The organism is Methylobacterium sp. WL120 (assembly GCF_008039465.1).
GTDB classification, from domain to species: domain Bacteria; phylum Pseudomonadota; class Alphaproteobacteria; order Rhizobiales; family Beijerinckiaceae; genus Methylobacterium; species Methylobacterium cerastii.
In genome coordinates this window covers 1-20,544 of record NZ_VRUT01000091.1, presented here as the reverse complement: position 1 = coordinate 20,544, position 20,544 = coordinate 1, and the positions used below count along the sequence as shown (strand labels likewise).

General features: G+C 71.0%; 12 protein-coding genes and 4 pseudogenes. 10 read left to right on the top strand and 6 right to left on the bottom strand.

The genetic code is table 11. The features are described from left to right. Window positions 1–140 (bottom strand): annotated as a pseudogene (locus tag FV229_RS17025) (IS3 family transposase); the annotation flags it as partial. Between the two features lie 106 nt (window positions 141–246). Here FV229_RS17025 and FV229_RS27475 point away from each other — a divergent pair. The 3 genes from FV229_RS27475 (at window position 247) to FV229_RS16980 (ending at window position 8,247) form a co-directional block, all read left to right on the top strand. Continuing rightward, the gene (locus FV229_RS27475) at window positions 247–6,762 is read left to right on the top strand and encodes an autotransporter-associated beta strand repeat-containing protein (protein ID WP_187275176.1); all 6,516 of its coding nucleotides are present in this window, start codon (window positions 247–249) and stop codon (window positions 6,760–6,762) included. A gap of 93 nt (window positions 6,763–6,855) precedes the next feature. Further along, entirely contained in the window at window positions 6,856–7,449 is a 594-nt protein-coding gene (locus tag FV229_RS16985; RefSeq protein WP_147753095.1) for an invasion associated locus B family protein, read from the top strand. A 57-nt stretch (window positions 7,450–7,506) separates the two neighbouring features. Then, the gene (locus FV229_RS16980) at window positions 7,507–8,247 is read left to right on the top strand and encodes a SapC family protein (protein WP_147753094.1); all 741 of its coding nucleotides are present in this window, start codon (window positions 7,507–7,509) and stop codon (window positions 8,245–8,247) included. A 297-nt stretch (window positions 8,248–8,544) separates the two neighbouring features. On the opposite strand, the pseudogene FV229_RS16975 reads toward FV229_RS16980, so the two are convergent. From FV229_RS16975 to FV229_RS16965, 3 genes and pseudogenes are all read right to left on the bottom strand, one after another. After that, a pseudogene (locus tag FV229_RS16975) lies at window positions 8,545–8,730 on the bottom strand (transposase); the annotation flags it as partial. A gap of 4 nt (window positions 8,731–8,734) precedes the next feature. Further along, window positions 8,735–9,482: pseudogene (locus FV229_RS16970) on the bottom strand (IS5 family transposase). 77 nt (window positions 9,483–9,559) lie between these two features. Then, a complete protein-coding gene (locus tag FV229_RS16965; protein ID WP_147753093.1) occupies window positions 9,560–10,450 on the bottom strand; it encodes a LysR family transcriptional regulator in 891 nt (296 codons plus the stop codon). 78 nt (window positions 10,451–10,528) lie between these two features. On the opposite strand from FV229_RS16965, the gene FV229_RS16960 reads away from it, so the two are divergent. The 3 genes from FV229_RS16960 to FV229_RS16950 all read left to right on the top strand — a co-directional run bounded on the left by FV229_RS16960 (window position 10,529) and on the right by FV229_RS16950 (window position 13,004). Continuing rightward, a complete protein-coding gene (locus FV229_RS16960) occupies window positions 10,529–11,170 on the top strand; it encodes a pyridoxamine 5'-phosphate oxidase family protein (protein ID WP_147753092.1) in 642 nt (213 codons plus the stop codon). A gap of 75 nt (window positions 11,171–11,245) precedes the next feature. After that, window positions 11,246–11,650, top strand: coding sequence for a VOC family protein (locus tag FV229_RS16955; protein ID WP_147753091.1), 405 nt, complete (start codon window positions 11,246–11,248; stop codon window positions 11,648–11,650). Window positions 11,651–11,762: 112 nt separating this feature from the next. Then, window positions 11,763–13,004: a YbfB/YjiJ family MFS transporter gene (locus FV229_RS16950; RefSeq protein ID WP_147753090.1), complete on the top strand. Its 1,242-nt coding sequence runs from the start codon at window positions 11,763–11,765 to the stop codon at window positions 13,002–13,004. Between the two features lie 19 nt (window positions 13,005–13,023). Here FV229_RS16950 and FV229_RS16945 read toward each other — a convergent pair whose 3' ends face one another. Beyond that, entirely contained in the window at window positions 13,024–14,256 is a 1,233-nt protein-coding gene (locus FV229_RS16945; RefSeq protein ID WP_187275177.1) for a crosslink repair DNA glycosylase YcaQ family protein, read from the bottom strand. A gap of 436 nt (window positions 14,257–14,692) precedes the next feature. On the opposite strand from FV229_RS16945, the gene FV229_RS16940 reads away from it, so the two are divergent. The 4 genes from FV229_RS16940 to FV229_RS16925 all read left to right on the top strand — a co-directional run bounded on the left by FV229_RS16940 (window position 14,693) and on the right by FV229_RS16925 (window position 19,633). After that, window positions 14,693–15,526 (top strand): DeoR family transcriptional regulator, encoded by an 834-nt coding sequence (locus FV229_RS16940; protein ID WP_147753088.1) that lies wholly within the window; start codon window positions 14,693–14,695, stop codon window positions 15,524–15,526. 86 nt (window positions 15,527–15,612) lie between these two features. Then, window positions 15,613–17,145 (top strand): glycerol-3-phosphate dehydrogenase, encoded by a 1,533-nt coding sequence (gene glpD / locus FV229_RS16935; protein ID WP_147753087.1) that lies wholly within the window; start codon window positions 15,613–15,615, stop codon window positions 17,143–17,145. Between the two features lie 98 nt (window positions 17,146–17,243). Next, window positions 17,244–18,749: a glycerol kinase GlpK gene (gene glpK, locus FV229_RS16930; RefSeq protein ID WP_147753096.1), complete on the top strand. Its 1,506-nt coding sequence runs from the start codon at window positions 17,244–17,246 to the stop codon at window positions 18,747–18,749. A 152-nt stretch (window positions 18,750–18,901) separates the two neighbouring features. Continuing rightward, window positions 18,902–19,633: an MIP/aquaporin family protein gene (locus tag FV229_RS16925; RefSeq protein ID WP_147753086.1), complete on the top strand. Its 732-nt coding sequence runs from the start codon at window positions 18,902–18,904 to the stop codon at window positions 19,631–19,633. 499 nt (window positions 19,634–20,132) lie between these two features. Here FV229_RS16925 and FV229_RS28145 read toward each other — a convergent pair. Then, a pseudogene (locus FV229_RS28145) lies at window positions 20,133–20,544 on the bottom strand (hypothetical protein); the annotation flags it as partial.

Genomic DNA, 20,544 nt, shown 5'->3' with positions numbered 1-20,544 from the left:
TCACGCCGCCACCGGTAGTACGTCACCGAACTCACACCGAGCGCGCGGATTGCATCGGCCACGCTCTGGCCCTGTGAGATCAGCACGTCCGCCTGACGGAGCTTCGCGACGATCTCCTCGGGCTTCGGGTGTTTTGCCATCTCGTCCGTCCTCCAGGCTCAAAAGCCATACCAAAGGGCGGACCACTTCAATGGGGGCTGACCACTGAACGGCGGCGCGGCAGTTAGCAACGCGGGCGCCGGCACCGTGGCGATCACGGCGGGCCAGACGCTCACCACCGGCGGTGGCAACGCCACGGGCAGCTACGCCGGCGCGATCAACGCCAACGGCACGGGCGTCCTCGCCAAGATCGGCACCGGCACACAAACGCTGACCGGATCAATGACTGGCGGCGGCCTCCAGGCGATCGGGGGCACGCTGACGTTCGGGGCCGTTGGCGGTACCAGCACCTTCACCTCGACCGGCCTCACCAGCGCCGCCTTCGGTAACGTCGGCACATCAAACCTCCGCGCCATCGACATCGCCGCCGGCACGGTCTTCAACAACAACGGCACCGTGACGATCACGACGGCGGGCTCGGACGTGGTGCAGCTTCGCGGCGGCACGCTCGTCAACACCGGCACGCTTCAGGGACCGCTTCTTCCGGAGTCTGGCGTGTTCTCGCCCAGCGGCGGCGGAACGATCACGAACACCGGCACCATCTCGGGCAGCTACGGCGTCTACGCAAGCGCCGGCACCAGCAACTTCACCGTCACCGGCAACGGGTCGATCATCGGAACGAATGCCATCGGCCTCCATGCCGACACCACCTCCGGCAACATCATTCTCGGCACGACGGCCGTGGGCGGGGCACTCGGCACCGTTACCGGCAACGGCAACAACAACGCCATCGACGCGGCGGCGACCGGCATAGGCACGATCAGCATCGTGGCGGGCGGCACCGTCAGCTTGGCAAGCGGGACCGGCCGCGGCATCAGCGCAACACAGTCCGGCACCGGCACGATCAGCATCGATGGAGCGGGCAGTGTCGCCGGCAGCGGCCAAGCCGGCATCTACGCCCGGCAGACCGGTGCAGGTCCCACGGCGGGCGCGGCCATCATTGTGGCCGGATCAGGAGCCGCCAGCGGCACGGTCGGCATCGATGCGGCGATCACCGGAACCGGCAACGTGGGTAACATTCTAGTCACGCGATCGGGTGCCGTCACAGCGACCAGCACCGGCATCAACGCGACCACGGCGGGCACGGGTACGGTCACCGTGTCGGCGGGGGCGATCACCACGACGAACGGGTCGGGCATCGTGGCCACCGGGACGACGGGTGCGGTGGCGGTGACCGCCAACGGCGCGATCACGGCCGCCTGCGCGGGCAATGCCGGCCTCTTCCTCACCGGCAACAGCGCGAGCAATACCGCGACGGTGGCGGCCAACACCACGGTGCAGGGCGCGATCGGCCTGCGGGTGGCGGGCACCGGCACGACGGGGCTCTCCAACTCCGGCACCATCGCCTCAACGGCGGCGGCGGGCGCCAACGCCAACGCGGTGCAGATCGACGGCGGCACGCTGGTGATCGGCAACACGGCCGGGACACCCACCGGCAACATCGCGATCGTGAACGCGGCGGCCGGCGGCGGCAACGGCGCCAGCGTGCTCACCGTCGCCCGCACGAGCGACTTGACGCTGACCAACACGGTCACCGGGGCGGGCACGCTCAACCAGAACGGCTCGGGCCAGCTCAATCTTACCGGCGTCAACAGCGCCGCCAACGGCCTGTTCACCGGCACGGCCAACGTCAACGCCGGGATTCTGGCGGTGAACGGCACGCTGGGCAACACGGCGGCGGTGGGCGCGGTGGCGGCCAACAGTGCGGTCGTCAACGTCAACACGGGCGGCACGCTGCACGGGTCCGGCACCATCGCCGGCTCGGTGGTGATGAACGGCGGCACGGTCTCGGCCGATAATTCGCCCGGCACGCTGACGGTGGCCGGCAACTACACCCTGAACGCCGCCTCGACCTCGCTGTTCGAGCTCGGTGCGCCGGGCTTCGTCGGCGGGGCGAGCAACGACCTGATCAACGTCGGCGGCAACCTGGCGCTCGCCGGCACGCTCAACCTGGTGGCCGCGAGCAACGCTGCCACCAACCCGGTCTCGGGCGCCTACCGGCTGTACAACTACGGCGGCGCGCTCACGGGCGGGTTCGGCACTGTGACCACGCCGACGGCCGGCACCTCGGCGCTGGTCTACACCAACATCCCGAACCAGGTGAACGTGCTGCTGACCAACGGCAACCAGTCGGTGCAGTACTTCGACGGCGCCGACACCACCGGCGCCACCGCCGGCCCCCAGGGCGGCACCGGTGCGTGGAACGCCACCAGCACCAACTGGACGATGCTGCCCGGCGGGCAGGTCAACGACGTCTGGCGCTCGGGCGTCGGGATCTTCGGCACGACGGCCGGCACCGTCACGGTGGCGGGCGCGCAGAACCTGCAAGGCCTTCAGTTCACGGTGGATGGCTACCAGCTTGCCGGCACCGGCACGCTCAACCTCACCGGCGACGGCATGACGCCGAACCAGAGCTTCATGAACGTCGACACGAACGTCGGCGCGACCATCGCCAACGCGCTGACCAGCACGGGTGGGACGATCGGCCTGGTCAAGCTCGGGGCGGGTACGCTGACGCTGTCCGGGGCCAGCACCTATACGGGCGCCACCACGGTGCAGGCGGGTACGCTCGTCATCGCCGGCGGCGGCGCGATCACCTCAAACGTGAGCAACAACGCGACCTTCACCAACGCCGGCACGGTGACGGGTAACCTCAGCAACGCCGGCCTGGCCGGCAACACCGGGACGATCACCGGGACGGCGGCCAACACCGGCACGCTGAGCAACGCCGGCACGATCGGCGGCGGCCTGACCAACCTCGCCGGCACCACGACCAACACCGGCACGATCAACGGTGGCGCGGCGATCCTGGCTGGGACCTTCACCACCACCGGTATCGTCAACGGCACGCTGAGCAATGCCGCCACGGTGAACGCGCAGGGCCAGATCAACGGCGCGGTGACGAACAACGCCGGGGCGAGCTTCGTCCAGACCGATGCGCTCACCGGCATCGGGCGGCTGACCAACGACGGTTCGATCGACCTCGGCGGCAACAGCCTCGTGGTCGGTTCGCTCACGGGCTCGACCGCAGCTGCCACGATCGCCAACGGCGGCACGCTGTCGGCCGGGTCCGACGGCACGTCGTCGGCCTATGCTGGCACGATCGGCGGTGCGACAGCCCTGACCAAGGTCGGTACGGGGACCCTGACCCTGTCGGGGGCGAACGGCTACACCGGCGCCACCGCGATCAACGCCGGCACGCTGGCGGCGGGGGCGGCCAACGCCTTCTCGGCCACCTCCGCCGTGACCATCGCATCCGGCGCACGGATGGACCTGGCGACCTTCAACCAGGCCATCGCCTCGCTGGCCGGCTCGGGTAGCGTGACGCTGGGCTCAGGCATCCTGACCACCGGCGGCAGCAACGCCTCGACCGCCTACGCCGGCACGATCTCGGGCAGCGGCGGGCTGATCAAGGTCGGGACCGGCACCTTCACGCTGTCGGGGGCCAACAGCTACACCGGGACCACCACGGTGTCGGCCGGCACGCTGGCCAACACCGGCTCGCTCGCCGGCCCGGTCGCCAACGCCGCGACCTTCACCAACGCCGGCAGCGTTGCAGGCGCGCTCGCCAACGCGGGCAATGCCACGAACACCGGCAGCCTAAGCGGCGGGGTCGCCAACAGCGGCAATCTCACCACCTCCGGCACGATCGCCGGTGGCCTGACCAACACCGGCACGGTGACGGCCTCGGCCGGGCGGATCGACGGGGCCATCGCCAACAACGCCGGCACGTTCAGCGTCACCGGCAACGTGGCGAGCAACGGCACACTCACCAATGCCGGCGGCGCCACGGTGGCGGTTGCGGGCTCGGGCGCCTACGGGATCGCCGGCCTGCTGACCAATGCCGGCAGCCTGACAGTGGCTAACGGCGGCAGCCTCACGGCGCCGGCCGGGATCGTGAACTCTGGTTCAATCCAGGTGGCGCAGGGCGGCACGATCACCGATGCGCTCGCCAACAGCGGCAGCGTGGTCAACGACGGGCGCTACAACGCCGACGTGAGCAACGCCGCCTCGGGCACCATCGCCAACCGCACGACGGGCGTGTGGACCGGCAACCTCACCGCCAACACCGGCAGCGTGAGCAATTCCGGCCTGTGGCAGGGCAACGCCCGCAACGACGCCGGCGGCACGCTGACCAACACCGGGACCTGGACCACGGCCTCCGCGCCGGTCTCCAATGCCGGGACGCTCGCCAACACCGGCACGATCAACGGCGGCGTCGCCAACAGCGGCACCTTCGGCAATGCCGCGACGCTCAACGGCGGCCTGGCCAACAGCGCCGGCACCAGCACCAACGCCGGGACGATCAACGGCGCGGTGGCGGTGACCGGCGGCAGCCTCGCCACCAGCGGAACGATCAACGGGGCGGTGACGAACGCCGCCGCGATCACTGCCTCCGGCCGGATTGCCGGGGCGGTAACCAATGCGGCAGGCGCCAGCTTCGTGCTCGCCGGCCCGCTCACGGGCGTGACCGGGCTCACCAACAACGGCACTGTCGACCTCGGCGGCACGGCGTTCACCGTCGGCTCGCTGTCGGGCAGCAACGGCGGGGCGATCCTGCGCAACGGCGCGCTCACCACCAACGGCGACAACAGCTCGACGGCTTATGCCGGCACGATCGTCGATGGCGGCTCGGCCACCAGCCTGACCAAGCTCGGCACCGGCACCCTGACGCTCACCGGCACCAACACCTACTCGGGCGGCACCACGGTCTCGGCCGGCACACTGGTGGCCTCGGCCGCCAGCCTCGGCAGCGGCGGTGTGACCAGCAACACCACCCTGGTGATCGATCAGGCGAGCGATGCGACGCTCGGCAGCGCGCTCAACGGTACCGGCCGCTTCGTCAAGCAGGGAGCCGGTACGCTCACCTACACCGGCACCGGCACCGGCACCCTCTCGGGGCCGACCACGGTCGCCACGGGCGGGTTCGTGGTCAACGGCAGCCTCGCCAACACGGTGGTCACCGTGGCCAACGCTGCGGTCGTCGGGGGCACGGGAACCATCGGCGGTCTGACCGTCCAATCCGGTGCGAGCGTCGCCCCGGGTGCCACCACCGCGGCCGGCAGCCTCGGCACGCTGAACGTGAACGGCAACGTTCTGTTTGCCGCCCAGTCGCTGTACCGGGTCGACGCCACGGCAGCCGGACAGTCCGACCGCATCGCCGGCACCGGAACCGCGACGCTGCAGGGCGGCACGGTGCAGGTCACCGCCGGCACGGGGGCGTATGCGCCGAGCACGCGCTACACCATCCTCACGGCGGCCGGCGGCGTCGCCGGGCGGTTCGCAGGCGTGAGCTCGAACTTCGCCTTCCTGACGCCGTTCCTCGCCTACGACGCCAACGACGTGTACCTGCGGCTCGCCCGCAACGACTTGGCCTTCGGCGCCACCGCGCAGACCCGCAACCAGGCCAACGTCGCCGCCGCCGCCCAGGCTCTCGGCGTCGGCACGCCGATCTACGACGCGATCGCGGTGCTCTCGGCCGCGCAGTCGCGCCAGGCCTTCAACGCGCTGTCGGGCGAGGTCTACGCCAGCGCGGTGACGACGATGTTCGAGGGCGCCTCGTTCGTGCGCGAGACCATCCTCGACCACCTGCGCTTCGGCGAGAGCAACGGCTTTGCCGGCGGCTCCGGCAGCATCGGCCAGCGCTTCGCGCCGGGCTCGACCCTGCCGGGGACCTACACCGCCGACCTGCCGGGCCGCGCCCCCACGCTCTCGGCGGTGCCGACGCAGTTCGTGGTGCCGGCCTACGCGGTCTGGGGCCAGGCGTTCGGCGCCTTCGGCAACACCGCCGGCAACGGCAACGCGGCCGGGCTGTCGCGCCAGACCAGCGGCTTCGTGCTCGGCGCCGAGACCGCCCTGTCGGGCCTGACGGGCGCCGGAGCGGACCTGTCGGCGTGGCGGGTGGGTGTGGCCGGCGGCTACAGCTTCACTGGGTTCGACGTCACCGGCCGCCTGTCCTCGGGCACGGTGGAGAGCGGGTACGGGGCGGTCTACGCCCGCGGCCCGGTCGGCCCGCTGCAGCTCCGGCTCGGCGCGGCCTACGCCGACAACGGGCTGACGGCCCGGCGCACGGCCGCGTTCCCGGGCTTCTCGCAGAGCCTGTCGGGCAAGGCCGGCGGCGAGACGATCCAGGGCTTTGGCGAGGTCGGCTACCGCATCGGCACGGCGACGGGCTACGTCGAGCCGTTCGCGGGCGGCGCGGCGATCCATATCCGCCGCGACGGCCTGACCGAGCAGGGCGGGATCGCGGCGCTGACGGTGGCGGGCCGCGGCTACGACATCCAGACCGCCACCGCCGGCATCCAGGGCCAACTCGTGCTCGGCGACGCGTTCGGGGAGAACCGTCCGCTCGTCGCCCGCGGCCTGGTCGGCTACCGCCGGGCCTTCGGCGACGTGGTGCCCTCGGCGCTCCTGAGCTTCGGCGTGGGCGGCCCGAGCTTCATCGCCTCGGGCGTGCCGATCGACCGCGACGCCCTGGTGGCCTCGGCCGGCCTCGACTGGCAGGTGGCCTCGGCCGCCACGATCGGCCTGAACTACACCGGCCAGGTCGGCCCCCGCGCCCAGGACCACGGCGTGAAGGGCAACTTCAACGTCCGGTTCTAGCGCCGGACCATCAGACCGACCCACGGCCCGCGCATCCCCACGCGCGGGCCGTTCGCGTTCCACGCCTCATCGAAGCCCGGACGAGTTCCCGTCATGCCCCCACACACCAGCCGCCTCCTCGCCCTCGGGCTGCTTTGCGCCGCGACCGCCGCGCTTCCGGCCGCATTGGCCCTCGCGCAGGGCGGCAAGCCCGCCCCGGCCGCTCCGGCCAAGCCCGCCGCGGTCCCGAACGAGCCCGGCAGCACCACGGCGAGCTTCGGCGACTGGGTCCCGCGCTGTCAGCGCGGCGGCGGCGATCGCCCGGTGCGGATCTGCGAGGCGGCTCAGACCATGCAGGTGCAGGGGCAGGCGCAGCCGATCGCCCAGATCGCCATCGGCCGGGTCTCGGCGGGCGAGCCGCTGCAGGTCACCGCGATCCTGCCGCCCAACGTCGCCCTGCCGGGCAGCGTGCGGGTGCTGATCGACGAGAAGGACACCACCGGCTTCGAGCTGGCCTGGCGCCGCTGCCTGCCCGGCGGCTGCGTGGCGGAGGCCAGCGTGCGCGAGGATGCCCTGCGCCGCTGGCGCGGCTCGAACGAGCCCGGCCGCATCGCCTTCAAGAACGCCGCAGGCCAGGACGTCGCCATCCCGCTCTCGTTCCACGGCCTCGCCCAGGCCCTCGATGCACTGGCCAAAGAGCCCGCCTAAGCGAGCCGAAGTGCCCCGCGACCCGATCGATCCACAATCTCCGACCTAGGCCCACCGATGTCCGATCTGCCCTTGTTCTACCGCAACGTGGTTCCGCTGAACCGCGATAGCCACCGTGCCCTCCGCCTCGCCGAGCCCGCTCGCTTCGGCTTCGCCCGCGACGCGCATCTGATCCCGGCGGTGACCGACGAGTTCGCCGCCGCCTGCCGGCACCTGCCGATCCTGTTCCTGCCCGAGGGGCGTGTCCCGACGCCGGTGTTCATCACCGGCTTCCGGCCGGGCCGGTCGATGCTGATCGACGAAGCCGGCGCCTGGACCGGCCGCTACCTGCCGGCGTACCTGCGCCGCTATCCGTTCATCCTCGGCGAGGTTGCCGACGCCGATCCGCTGGTCTGCCTCGACGAGGCGGCCGACGGCCTGGCCACTGCCGAGACCGAGGCCGGCCTTCCGCTCTTCGGCGCGGACGGTAGCGACACGCCCGCGCTTGCCGAGCGCATCGCCCTGACGCGCGACTATGCGGACGCGGCCCGGCGCACGGCTGCGTTCGGCCAGATCCTGCAGGATCTCGGCCTGCTTCGCCCGGTGACCATCCAGGGGCGGGATCCGGACACCGGCGACACTCATACCCTGCACGGGGCGCAGGGCGTCGACGAACGCGCGCTCGCCGAACTCCCGGACGCTGACCTCCTTCGCCTGCGCCGCGAAGGCTGGCTCGCCGCCATCTACGCCCACCTCGTCAGCCTCCAGGCGATCGCCGACTTCAACCTGACCTATTCCAACAACCAAACGGCAGGTTGAGATCGACGATCCATCTCTCGCCTTGCTGCGGTTCCAGCCCCTCGTCTTGAGGATCCAGGAGCCACAGTTCCGAGAGGTCACGTTGTGTGAGCGGGCAGGCGCCATCTATCTTCAGTGTAATTGGATGCGCGACCTTCTGGGACGTGCATGACCTCCGCATAGGAGACGCAGGCGGCTGGCTCGGAGAGTACAGCCTGTGCGCCCATCCGCGGGCTGACCTCGCGATACGGCTCAAAGTTTTATTTTGTCCTGGGCTACCCCGTACGTCCTGACCGAACTTTTTTGAGCTAGAGGCAGTTATGAACTTGCGGCAAGTAGCGCGGCCTGCTTGAGCATGAGGCAGACGAAGGCGACGATGTGCAGGTCTGCGAGGGTGCTGGGATAGCGTTCGTAGTCTTTGACGATGCGCCGGAAGCGGGTCGCCCAGGCGAAGGAGCGCTCCACCACCCATCGTCGTGGGAGCAGGACGAAGCCGCGCTTAGAGTGCCTAACAGAACCGTCTGATCTGGTTGAGGGTGATAAGGCTGGCGGCGAGGCTGGTGAAGGCTTCGTAGATGTCGGCGCGTCGTTCGTAGCGGACGGGCAGGCGGCGGAAGCGGTTGAACCACGCGTGGGTGCGCTCAACGACCCAGCGATGACGCCCAAGCCGCTCGCTGCTCTCGATGCCTTTGCGGGCGATGCGGGGCGTGATCCCGCGGGCCCGGCATTCCTGGCGTCGCGCCTTGGCATCGTAGGCCTTGTCCGCGTGCAGCTTGTTGGGCCGTCGGTGCGGTCGCCTGCGCCGTCCGCTACGCCGGGGCGGGATCGCGTCGAGCGTCGGGGCCAGCATCGGGCTGTCGTGCCGATTGGCCCCGCTCAGGCAGAAGCCGAGCGGCGTCCCGCGCGCATCGGTGACGACGTGGCGCTTCGTGCCCGGCTTGCCCCGGTCCGTCGGGTTCGGCCCCGTCGCAGAGCCCCCTTTTTCGCCGGAACAGACGCGCTGTCCAGGCTCGCCCGGCTCCAATCGATCTCACCCGCCGCGTGCAGGCGCTCCAGCAGGACCTGATGCAGGCGCGCCCAAATCCCTGCCGCCTGCCAATCACGCAGGCGCCGCTAGCAACTCATCCCGCAGCCGCAGCCATCTCGGCGGGCAGCATCTCCCAGGGCAGACCTGAGCGCAGCACGAACAGGATACCGGTCAGCGCCGCCCGGTTCTCGATCGGTCGTCAGCCGCCCTTCAGACGTGGCCGCGCCATTCGGCGGAGCTGCCGATCGCCGTGCGTCGATGTCCAGCGGATCAATCTCTCTCTTTCTCTTAACAGGCGAGCTGGCTTCACTGCCAGGCCCCGCTCTTCGCGCGGGCGCGCATGCCGTCGAGGAACAGGCGGACGCTCGGCAGGTTCGCGCGGCCGGCGTCGAACAGCAGGTGGATCGGCACGGGCGGCGGGGCGTGCGCGTCCAGCACGCGGCGCAGGGTGCCTGCGGCCAGGCCTTCGGCCGCCTGGTAGCTCAGCACGTTCGCGATCCCGAGGCCGGCGGCTGCGGCTGCGAGCTGGGCGTCGATCGAGGTCACGGTGAGGCGCGGCGTGATTGCGACGCCGACCGAGTGCGGGCCGAAGCGCCACTGCGAGCCGGTCCGGACGTTGTCGCCCGCGATGAGGTCATGCAGGTCGAGCGCCTTCGGGTCGGCGGGGTGCCCGCGCGCGGCGCAATAAGTCGGGCTCGCGACGAGGACCTGCCGTACCGTGCCGACGGCGACCGAGCGCAGGCTGCTGTCGCGGGGCTCGCCGATGCGGACCGCCACGTCGATCCCCTCCTCGACGAGGCGGATGTTGCGGTCGAGGAGCATCAGTCGCACCGACATCTGCCGGTGGCGGGCGAGGAGGTCGGCCACCACGGGAAGCACGTGCAGGCGGCCGAAGACCACCGGCGCGGTGATCTGCAGTTCGCCCTGCGGCGTCGTCTGGCGCCCCATCACGACGTGCTCGGCGTCCTGCAGCCGCATCAGGATCTCTCGGGCGCGCTCCAGGAGCGCGGCGCCCTCCTCCGTCAACGCCACGCTGCGGGTCGAGCGCCGGAACAGCGGCACGCCGAGATGCCGTTCGAGGGCGGCGATCGTCCGCGTCACGGCGGGCGGAGAGACGCCGAGGTGACGGGAGGCGGCCTTGAAGCCGCCCCGCTCGGCCACCGCGACGAAGATGGTCAGCGCCGCGAAGCGGTCCACGATCATTCCTCCCGGTGAAATACTGAACTGCCGACAGGACGGATTATCGCCAATCCGTGACGTCGTACATTCACATGCATGCCCAACACCTACTTCCACACCCTGTTCGGCGAGGCGGCGCGCACGCTCCAGGCGCAAGCCGGCTCGCGTGCCAGCTACGCCCGACGCGACGCGGCGTCCCCCGACGAACGCGACGCGCTGACCGAGCGCGAGCACGGATTCCTGGCGGCGCGCGACAGCGTCTACCTCGCCAGCGTCGGCCCCGACGGCTGGCCCTACCTCCAGCATCGCGGCGGCCCGGCCGGCTTCGTCCGGGCGCTGGGCGGCAACCGGATCGGCTTTGCCGACTACCCCGGCAACCGCCAGTTCATCTCGCAGGGCAACGTGATCGAGCGCGGGCGCGTCGCCCTGTTCGCGATGGACTACCCCGCCCGGCGCCGGCTCAAGCTGATCGGGCATGCGCGCGTCGTCGCGGCCGCCGACGACCCCGACCTCGTCGCGCAGGTCGTCCACCCCGACGCGCCGCCGGCCGCCTCCGCGTTCGTCGTCGACGTGGTGGGGTTCGACTGGAACTGCCCGCAATACATCGAGCCGCGCTTCACCCGCGCCGAGATCGCGGCCGAGCTTCGTCCGCTGCTGACCGAGGTCGCCGACCTGCGCGCCGAGGTGGCGCGCCTGAGAGACCTTCCCGTGATCCCCGGATCCCGGGAAGGTCTCTAGCCTGCCGTGCGGTCGCATGTTCTTCACGTGAGCCGGCATCCACTCCGCTTGAAAATTCTCTCAGGAAATCCCCGCATGACGAACCCGTTGACCCGCGGCGCGCACCATGTCGGCCTCGCCGTGCCGGACCTCGAAGCCGCCGAGCGTTTCTTCGTCGAGGCGCTCGGATGGCGCGTCGCCGGCAGCGTGCCGTCCTACCCGGCGGTCTTCGTTTCCGACGGCGCGATCCTGGTGACGCTGTGGCGAGTCGCGGACCCCGAGACGGCGGTGCCGTTCGACCGGCGCGCCAACGTCGGCCTGCACCACCTCGCCCTCACGGTCGCCGACCGGGCGGCGCTCGTTGCGGCTCACGAGCGGGTCGGCGCCCATCCCGGCACGGCGATCGAGTTCGCGCCCGGCCCGATGCGAGAGGGCTCGGAGACCCACCATTTCCTGTGCACGATGCCCGGCGGCGTTCGTCTCGAATTCGCCACCGCGTGAGGCGCGATCCCGTTCGCGCCGCGACCGGCAGCGGCTAAGGGTTTTGCGCGCGCGACCGGCATCCGTGCCTGCGGAATGCACCCTCTCAACCCGATGGCGGGAGCCTCGTCCCATGGCCGTGCCGACGTCACTGCAGCCTGGTCCCCTGCCGACCTCTGCCGACGGGCGGCGGGCCTGGCGCGCGGTCGCGTCGGCCTCCTGCGCCAGCCTGGTCGGCATCGGCCTCGCACGCTTCGCCTACACGCCCCTGCTTCCGGCGATCATCGACGGCGGCTGGTTTCCGGCCTCGACCGCGGCCTATCTCGGGGCGGCCAACCTCGCCGGGTATCTCGCGGGCGCCCTCCTCGGGCGTCGGCTCGCCGCCCGGACCCGCGTTCCGACGGTCCTCCGAGGCATGATGGGGCTGGCGACGGTGGCGTTCTTCGCCTGCGCCTTCCCCTTGAGCGTCGCGTGGTTCTTCGCCTGGCGCTTCGCGTCGGGCTTCGCGGGAGGCGCGTTGATGGTGCTGGCGGCGCCCGCCGTGCTGCCGCACGTGCCCCCGGGCAAGCGGGGCCTAGCCGGCGGGCTGATCTTCATGGGCATCGGCGCGGGCGTCGCGGCATCGGGGACGCTGGTCCCGCTCCTGCTGCAGGGCGGGCTGCGGCAGGCCTGGTTCGGCCTCGGCGCGCTCTCCGCCCTGCTCACGCTCCTCGGCTGGCGGGGCTGGCCGTCCGAGGCGCCGGCGCCGGCCCGGGTGGGGGCGCGGGCCGCGCCGTCCCGGAGCCCCGGCCGAGCGACGCTGCGGGCGCTCTACGCCGAATACGCGCTCAACGCGGCGGCCTGGGTGCCGCACATGCTCTTCCTCGTCGACCTCGTCGCCCGCGGCCTCGGACGCGGCATCCAGGCCGGCTCGCATTACTGGGTGCTGTTCGGCCTCGGTGCGACGGTCGGCCCGATCCTCGTCGGGCACCTGGCCGACCGGGTCGGCTTCGGCACCGCGCTTCGCCTCGCCTTCCTGGTCGAGGCCGGGGCCGTCGCGATCCCGGCGCTCGGCCTCGGCGAGCCGTGGCTGGTCCTGTCCAGCGTCACGGTCGGCGCCTTCGTCACCGGAACCGTCCCGCTCATGCTCGGCCGCATCGGCGAACTCCTCCCCGACGACCCGGAACGGCAGAAGGCGGCCTGGAGCGTCGCGACCGTGGCCTTCGCGCTGTTCCAGGCGGGCGCCGCCTACGGGCTGTCCTTCGTCTTCGCCCACACCGGCGGCGACTACGCGCTGCTGTTCGCCCTCGGCGCGGCCGCGATGGTCCTGGCGCTGGCCATCGACCTCGCGACGGCCCTGGCGACCCGGCGCGCCGCCACCGCTTCCCGCCACTGAACGCGCGACCCCGAGACCCTCACCCCACCGGTTCTGCGGCCGGCGGGTCGGCCTCGACGGCGTCCGCGACGGGCAGGCCGGTGCCGGCCGCGGCGGGGGCGGCGGCAAGCCTCGGCAGGTCGAGCCACGATGCCATCAGGCGGAGTTCCACCAGCAGGCGTTCCAGGGTGGCGGGGGGCGCCTCCGGTTCCAGGTGCACGCGCTGGACGACGAGCCGGCCGCGCTTGCGGTCCGCCTTCAGGTCCACGCGGGCGACGAGGGCGCCGTCCATCAGGAACGGCAGGACGTAGTAGCCGTGCTCGCGCTTGTGGGCGGGCGTGTAGATCTCGAGGCGGTAGCGGAACCCGAACAGCCGCTCGGTGCGCGGGCGGTGCCAGACCAGCGGATCGAAGGGCGACAGCAGCGCCGCCCCGTCGAGCCGGCGGCCGGGGCGCGCATCCCTGTGCAGGTAGGCTTGGCGGCGCCAGCCGCGAACCTCGGCCGGCACGAGCGTCCCGTCCTCGACCAGATCAGCGATCGGTCGGTCCGCGTCGGCCGGCGAGAGGCGGTAGTAGTCGCGCAGGTCCTGCGCCGTCGCCACGCCGAGCGCCCGGGCCGCATGCGCGATCAGGTCCCGCCGGGCGTCGGCACCGGTCGGGGTCGGGCGCGCGAGCACGGCGCGGGGGAGCACCCGCTCGGGCAGGTCGTAGACCCGCTCGAAGCTGCCGCGCCGGTGCGTCGCGGCAACGAGGCCGGCCCAGAACAGCCATTCGAGCGCGTGCTTGCCCGCGCTCCACGCCCACATGCCGGACCCGGCCCGGGTTTCCGCGAGGTCCGAGGCGGCCAGCGGCCCGTCCGCCGCGATGCGGGCGAGGACCGCCTCGGCCTCGTTGCGCCGCTCTCCGGCGAAGGGTTCGAGCCGCCGCCACACGTCGCGGCCGTCGCGGGCGCGGGCCATGCGCCAGCGCAGCAGGGGGTGGTGATCGATGGGCAGCAGCGAGGCCTCGTGGCCCCAGTATTCGAAGAACCGCATCGGCCGGGCGGCGGCCATCGCGTCGAGGCGGTCGCGCGCGTAGGCGCCCAGCCGCGAGAACAGCGGCAGGTAGTGGGCGCGCACCAGCACGTTCACGCTGTCGATCTGGAGCAGGCCGAGGCGGCCGATCTCCCGGTGCATCCGCGCGTCGGTGACGGCGCCCTCACGCCGCCCCGCTGCAAAACCCTGGGCCGCCAGGGCGATGCGGCGGGCCTCGGCGGCTGAGAGGTCCGCTTTCAGGACCGCTCTCCGAATGGCGGCGGCGGGCCGATCATCCGCCGATGCGCCGCGCGGTCTTGGCGGTCAGGGGCGTTTTGCGAGAACCCGACCGCGGCGGGCGCGTCCCGGACGACCTCCGGCATCGACGACGTCCCTCCCCGTTCGCGCGGACAGCGACCGCTTCCCGCATGGCCCTTCCAAGGCGATGCGCGCCAACATCGGCGCGCCGCTTCGTCGAGACAAGCGCGAGGGCCGGAAACGCAGCGTCCGCGTCCGGTGCGAACGGTCGGCGCTCATCCCAAACGATGATGCGGCGTTTCGTTTGCGAAACCCGGCCGGTCACATACACTTCGTGTCGGAACGCCCGCCTCCCCCTTCCCTTCTTCGTCTTAGACGGCGGCGAACGGGAAGGATCGGCGGGCGTTGCGAGACCAGCATGTCCCGGGCCGGAATCCCCATGACGCGTATCCTCGATCGGGGCGGTTTCGAGCGGAAGGCGAGCGAGCGCGCCGACGCGTCGGCGGTGGAGGCGCGGCGCTCGGCGATCGTCGTCGCCGTCCGCCAGCGCGGGTTCGTGACGATCGAAGCCCTGGCGAGCCAGTTCGGCGTCACCGTCCAGACCATCCGGCGCGACCTGAACGAGCTCAGCGCGGAGGGGCGGCTGGAGCGCTACCGCGGCGGCGGCGGCCTGCCCTCCAGCGTCGAGAACATCGCCTACGCCGACCGCCGCACCACGCTCCTGTCCGAGAAGACGCGGATCGGCCGGCTCGCGGCGAGCCGCATCCCGTCGCACTGCTCGGTCTTCCTCAACATCGGCACCACGCCGGAGGCGGTGGCGCGAGAGCTCGTCCGGCACGACGACCTGAGCATCATCACCAACAACCTCAACGTGGCGGTCGGGCTGGCGGAGGCGACCGACTTCCGCATCGTCGTGGCCGGCGGCACCATCCGCAACCGCGACGGCGCGGTTCTGGGGCAACTCACCTGCGACACGCTCAGCCAGTTCCGCGTCGACGTGGCGGTGATCGGCATCAGCGGCATCGACGGCGACGGCGCCCTCCTCGACTACGACTACGAGGAGGTGCGGGCGACGCAGACCATCCTGGCGCATGCGCGCCAGACCTTCCTCGTGGCCGACCACACCAAGTTCACCCGCCGGCCGATGGTCGAGGTCGGGCGGCTCGAGCAGGTCGACACCTTCTTCACCGACCGCGCCCCGCCGCCCGAGATCGCCGCGCTGATGGAGCGCCACGGCGTCACCCTCGCGGTGGCCGACCGGGACGAACCGTAACGAACATCGAAATTTTCGCTTGCGAAAATCCTAAGATAAGGCAATATTCTGCCGAACGCGGCATCGGCCGGGGCGGGAGGTGAACCATGACGACGGTCTCGAACGTGCGGGCGCCTAGCGCCCCCTACGACCTGCTCGTCATCGGCGGCGGCATCAACGGCACCGGCATCGCCCGCGACGCGGCGGGCCGCGGCCTCTCGGTGCTGCTGTGCGAGCGCGGGGACCTCGCCGAGTTCACCTCGTCGTCGAGCACGAAGCTGATCCACGGCGGGCTGCGCTACCTCGAATACTACGAGTTCCGCCTGGTGCGGGAGGCCCTGGCCGAGCGCGAGCGCCTGCTGCGGCAGGCGCCGCACATCATCTGGCCGCTGCGCTTCGTGCTGCCGCACGACAAGGGCCTGCGCCCCGCCTGGATGCTGCGGGTCGGCCTGTTCCTGTACGACCACCTTGCGCGGCTCCGCACCCTCCCCGGCTCGAAGATGGTTCGTTTGCGAACATCACCTGTGGGCGCGCCGCTGCAGGACCGCCTGACGAAGGGGTTCGTCTATTCCGACTGCTGGGTCGAGGACAGCCGCCTCGTGGTGCTCAACGCCATGGATGCGCGGGCGCGCGGCGCCGAGATCCGCACCCGGACCGGCGTCGAGTCGGCGCGCCGCATCGATGGGACCTGGACCGCGACCCTGCGCGACGCCGTCACGGGGCGCACCGAGACGGTCCGGGCGAAGGCGGTGGTGAACGCCGCCGGCCCCTGGGTCAGCGAGACGCTGGGCGGCACGCTCGGCGTGAACAGCCGCGCGGCGGTGCGGCTGATCAAGGGCAGCCACATCGTGGTGCGCAGACTCTACGAGGGCGACCAGGCCTACATCCTGCAGCAGCCGGACAAGCGCATCATCTTCGCGATTCCCTACGAGCGCGACTTCACGCTGATCGGCACCACCGACGTCCCCTACGAGGACGAGCCCGGCCCGGTGCGGATCTCGGAGGACGAGACGCGCTACCTCTGCGACTGCGTCAACCGCTCGTTCGCGCGCGCCATCGGGCCGGAGGACGTGGTCTGGAGCTATTCGGGGGTGCGGCCGCTCTACGACGACGCCGCCGCGAACGCCTCGGCGGTGACGCGCGACTACGTGCTCGACGTGGACGACGCCGGCGGGCAGGCGCCCGCGCTGTCCGTGTTCGGCGGCAAGATCACCACCTACCGGCGCCTGGCCGAGCACGCGATCGAGAAGATCGCAGCCTACTTCCCGAACCTCGAGCCGCCCTGGACGGGGGAGGCGACCCTGCCCGGCGGGGCCATGCCGGAGGCGGATTTCGACGCGTTCCTCAAAGCCTTCGCCCGCGAGGCGCCGTTCCTGCCGGCCGAGACCGCCAAGCGCCTCGCCCGCGCCTACGGCACCGAGGCGCGGGCGATCGTGGCCGGCGCGCGCAGCCTCGCCGACCTCGGCGAGGCCTTCGACGGAGGCTTGAGCGCGGCGGAGGTCGACTACCTCGTCCGGACCGAATGGGTCCGCACGGCGGAGGACATCCTCTGGCGCCGCTCGAAGCTCGGCCTGCGCACCGGTCCGGAGGGGGCCGCGCGCCTGTCCGCCTACCTGACGCGAAAGGCGGAGGCGGCCTGAAAGACCCGAACGGCGGAACCGGCGCGAAGACCGGTCCGCGAGACCAAGATCGACCCACGTTCCTCGAGGGAGGGAAGACAGCCATGTCCCAGAGAGCCATGTCCCAGTATGTCGGCGCCATCGACCAGGGCACCACCAGCAGCCGCTTCATCGTGTTCGACCGCGAGGGGCGCATCATCGTCTGCAAGCAGCGCGAGCACGCGCAGATCTACCCGCGGCCGGGCCATGTCGAGCATGACCCGATGGAGATCTGGCGCAACACGCAAGGGGTGATGCAGGACGCCCTCGACGGCGCCGGGCTGACGCCGAAGGACCTCCTGTCGATCGGCATCACCAACCAGCGCGAGACCACCCTGATCTGGGACAAGCGCACGGGTGCGCCGCTCCACAACGCCCTGGTCTGGCAGGACACGCGCAACGACCGCCTCGTGACCGAATACGCCCGCGACGGCGGGCGCGACCGCTTCCGCGCGCTGACCGGGCTGCCGCTGGCGAGCTACTTCTCGGGGCTGAAGCTGCGCTGGCTCCTCGACCACGTCGCGGGCGCCCGCGAGAAGGCGGAAGCCGGCGACGTGCTGTTCGGCAACATCGACACCTGGCTCGTCTGGAACCTGACCGGCGGCCCGGACGGCGGCCTCCACCTCACCGACGTGACCAACGCCAGCCGCACGCAGCTGATGTCCCTCGAGACGCTGGCCTGGGACGACGGCATGCTCGCCGCCTTCGGCATCCCCCGCGCCATGCTGCCCGAGATCGTCTCGTCCTCGCAGGTCTACGGCGAGACGCGAGTGCCGTTTTCCGGCGTGCCGATCGCCGGCATCCTCGGCGACCAGCAGGCGGCCCTGTTCGGCCAGACCTGCTTCCAGCCGGGCGAGGCCAAGAACACCTACGGCACCGGCTGCTTCGCGCTGATGAACACCGGCGAGACGCCGGTGCCCTCCACCTGCGGCCTCGTGACGACGCTGGGCTACAAGCTCGACGGCAAGCCGGCGGTCTACGCGCTGGAGGGCTCGATCGCGATCACCGGCGCGCTGGTGCAGTGGCTGCGCGACAACCTGCACATGATCAAGGACAGCGCCGAGGTCGAGAGCCTCGCCACAACGGTCGCGGACAACGGCGGCGTCTACTTCGTGCCCGCCTTCTCGGGCCTCTACGCGCCGCACTGGAACGAGGGTGCGCGCGGGCTGATCATCGGGCTGACCCGCTACGCCAACCGCGGCCACATCGCCCGCGCCTGCCTGGAGGCCACCGCCTTCCAGACGCACGAGGTGCTGGAGGCGATGGAGAAGGATTCCGGCATCCCCGTGCGCGAGCTGCGCTCGGACGGCGGCATGGTCGCCAACGTCACCCTGATGCAGTTCCAGGCCGACATCCTCGACGTGCCGGTGGTGCGCCCGAAGGTCACCGAGACCACGGCCCTCGGCGCCGCCTACGCGGCCGGGCTCGCCACGGGCTACTGGAAGAGCACCGACGACCTCGTGCGCAACTGGGGCGTCGACCGGCGCTGGGAGCCGAACATGGATGCGGGGGAGCGTCGCCGCATCACCGCCGCCTGGGGCCGCGCCGTGAAGCGCGCCTTCGACTGGGACGAGCAGGAGGACTGATACGGCATCCGCTTGATCAAAGCGGACGCCGTATCGGCAAGCCCGCGCGGCGCATGAGCGACGGCCAAATCCGCCATCCCGAAGGGATCGACCGGATTTGGGACGAGGCCGCCTCGCCGCTTCCCGTCTCGGACATTCTCGGAGGACACCCCATGACATCGCCGTTCCTGGGCGAGCTTCTCGGCACGATGGTGCTGATCATCCTCGGCAACGGGGTCGTGGCCGGCGCGCTGCTGCGCGGCTCCAAGGCGGAAGGCGCAGGCTGGATCGCGATCACCGCCGGCTGGGCCTTCGCGGTGCTGGCCGGCATCTTCGTCGCGACCGCGACCGGCAGCCCCGACGCCCACCTCAACCCGGCTGTGACGATCGCCGGCGCGATCACCTCCGGGAATCCGAGCAAGCTCCTGGTCTACGTGCCGGCGCAGATGATCGGAGCCTTCCTCGGCGCGACGGTGGTGTGGCTGCACTACCTGCCGCACTGGGCCGTCACCGAGGATCCGGGCCTGAAGCGGGCCTGCTTCTGCACCGATCCGGCGATCCGGCAAACGGCCGCCAACTGGACGAGCGAGATCATCGGCACCTTCCTGCTGATCCTGATCATCAGCGCCCTGCTGTCGCGGTCGGTGGGGGCTTCGGGCAACATCCCCACGGGGCTGGCGCCCTACCTCGTCGGCATGGTGGTCTGGAGCATCGGCCTGTCGCTCGGCGGCACCACCGGCTACGCGATCAACCCCGCCCGCGATCTCGGGCCGCGCCTCGCCCACGCGGTGCTGCCGATCGCCGGCAAGGGCGGCTCGGATTGGGGCTACGCCCTGATCCCGGTCGCCGGCCCGGCGGTCGGCGCCGCCCTCGCGGCGCTGGCGATCCTGCTGATCGGCTTCTGATCCGGTGCCACCGGATTCACACGCATCCCTGCTTTTGGCGATTCGATGCGCGCGCATCCCCTCGCCCGCGTGCGGAGAGAGGGCTTTGCCGACCTTGTCGTCGGCGAAGCGAGGCGGCAGCCGACAGCGAGGGGGCCGGCCCGGAGGAGGCTCGTCCGTCGGCACACCCTCACCGTCGCTTCGGCTTCGCCTTCGCTTCCCGGCTGCACGACGGGGTGCAGCCGGGCCACTCCCCGCCCGCGGGGGGGGGCGCGCGTCATCCGAGGCCGTGGCGAATGTAGATATCTAAAAAAGTCGGATGGAAAAGCTTTCTTGGTGGGAGGGTTTGCCTAGGGCATCACGGACTCCCCAATGCGAAATCTTTGCATAAACTCGGATTAAACAGCCTGCATGACAATGGGCCGCCATCCATCGAAGTAAAAAGAGTGCAGTGAAAATCAGTGCTCGACGTGATTTTTCTAAGGCGGCGTTGCCACAAGTGGTCTAGAGCCCTTGCCAGTCATGTTGGGTCGAAGGCATCATATCCAGCAGCGGCGACGTAGTTTCGGCATTCGTACGTGCGGAAGGCCTTGAAGGCTTCTCGGATGGCGGCCCAGAGGTCTGGGACGGTGCGCGCGGCGGCCGTTCGCAGGAGCGCCTTCAGCTTGGCGAAGGCTTGCTCGATTGATGGTGTGGATGGCTCCTGCTCCCGGCGTTGCGTTGGGGCATAGTCGGGATGTTGTCGCCTCAAGCTGAGGAGCCACCCATGTCCGAACTTGTTACGGTCGGTATCGACCTCGCGAAAAGCGTTTTCCAAATCCACGGTGTCGATGCGAGCGGTCGTGTTCTCGTGCGTCGCCAACTCCGTCGAAGCCAGCTGCTCGCGTTTTTCGAGAAGCAGCCGCGATGTTTGGTCGGCATGGAAGCTTGCG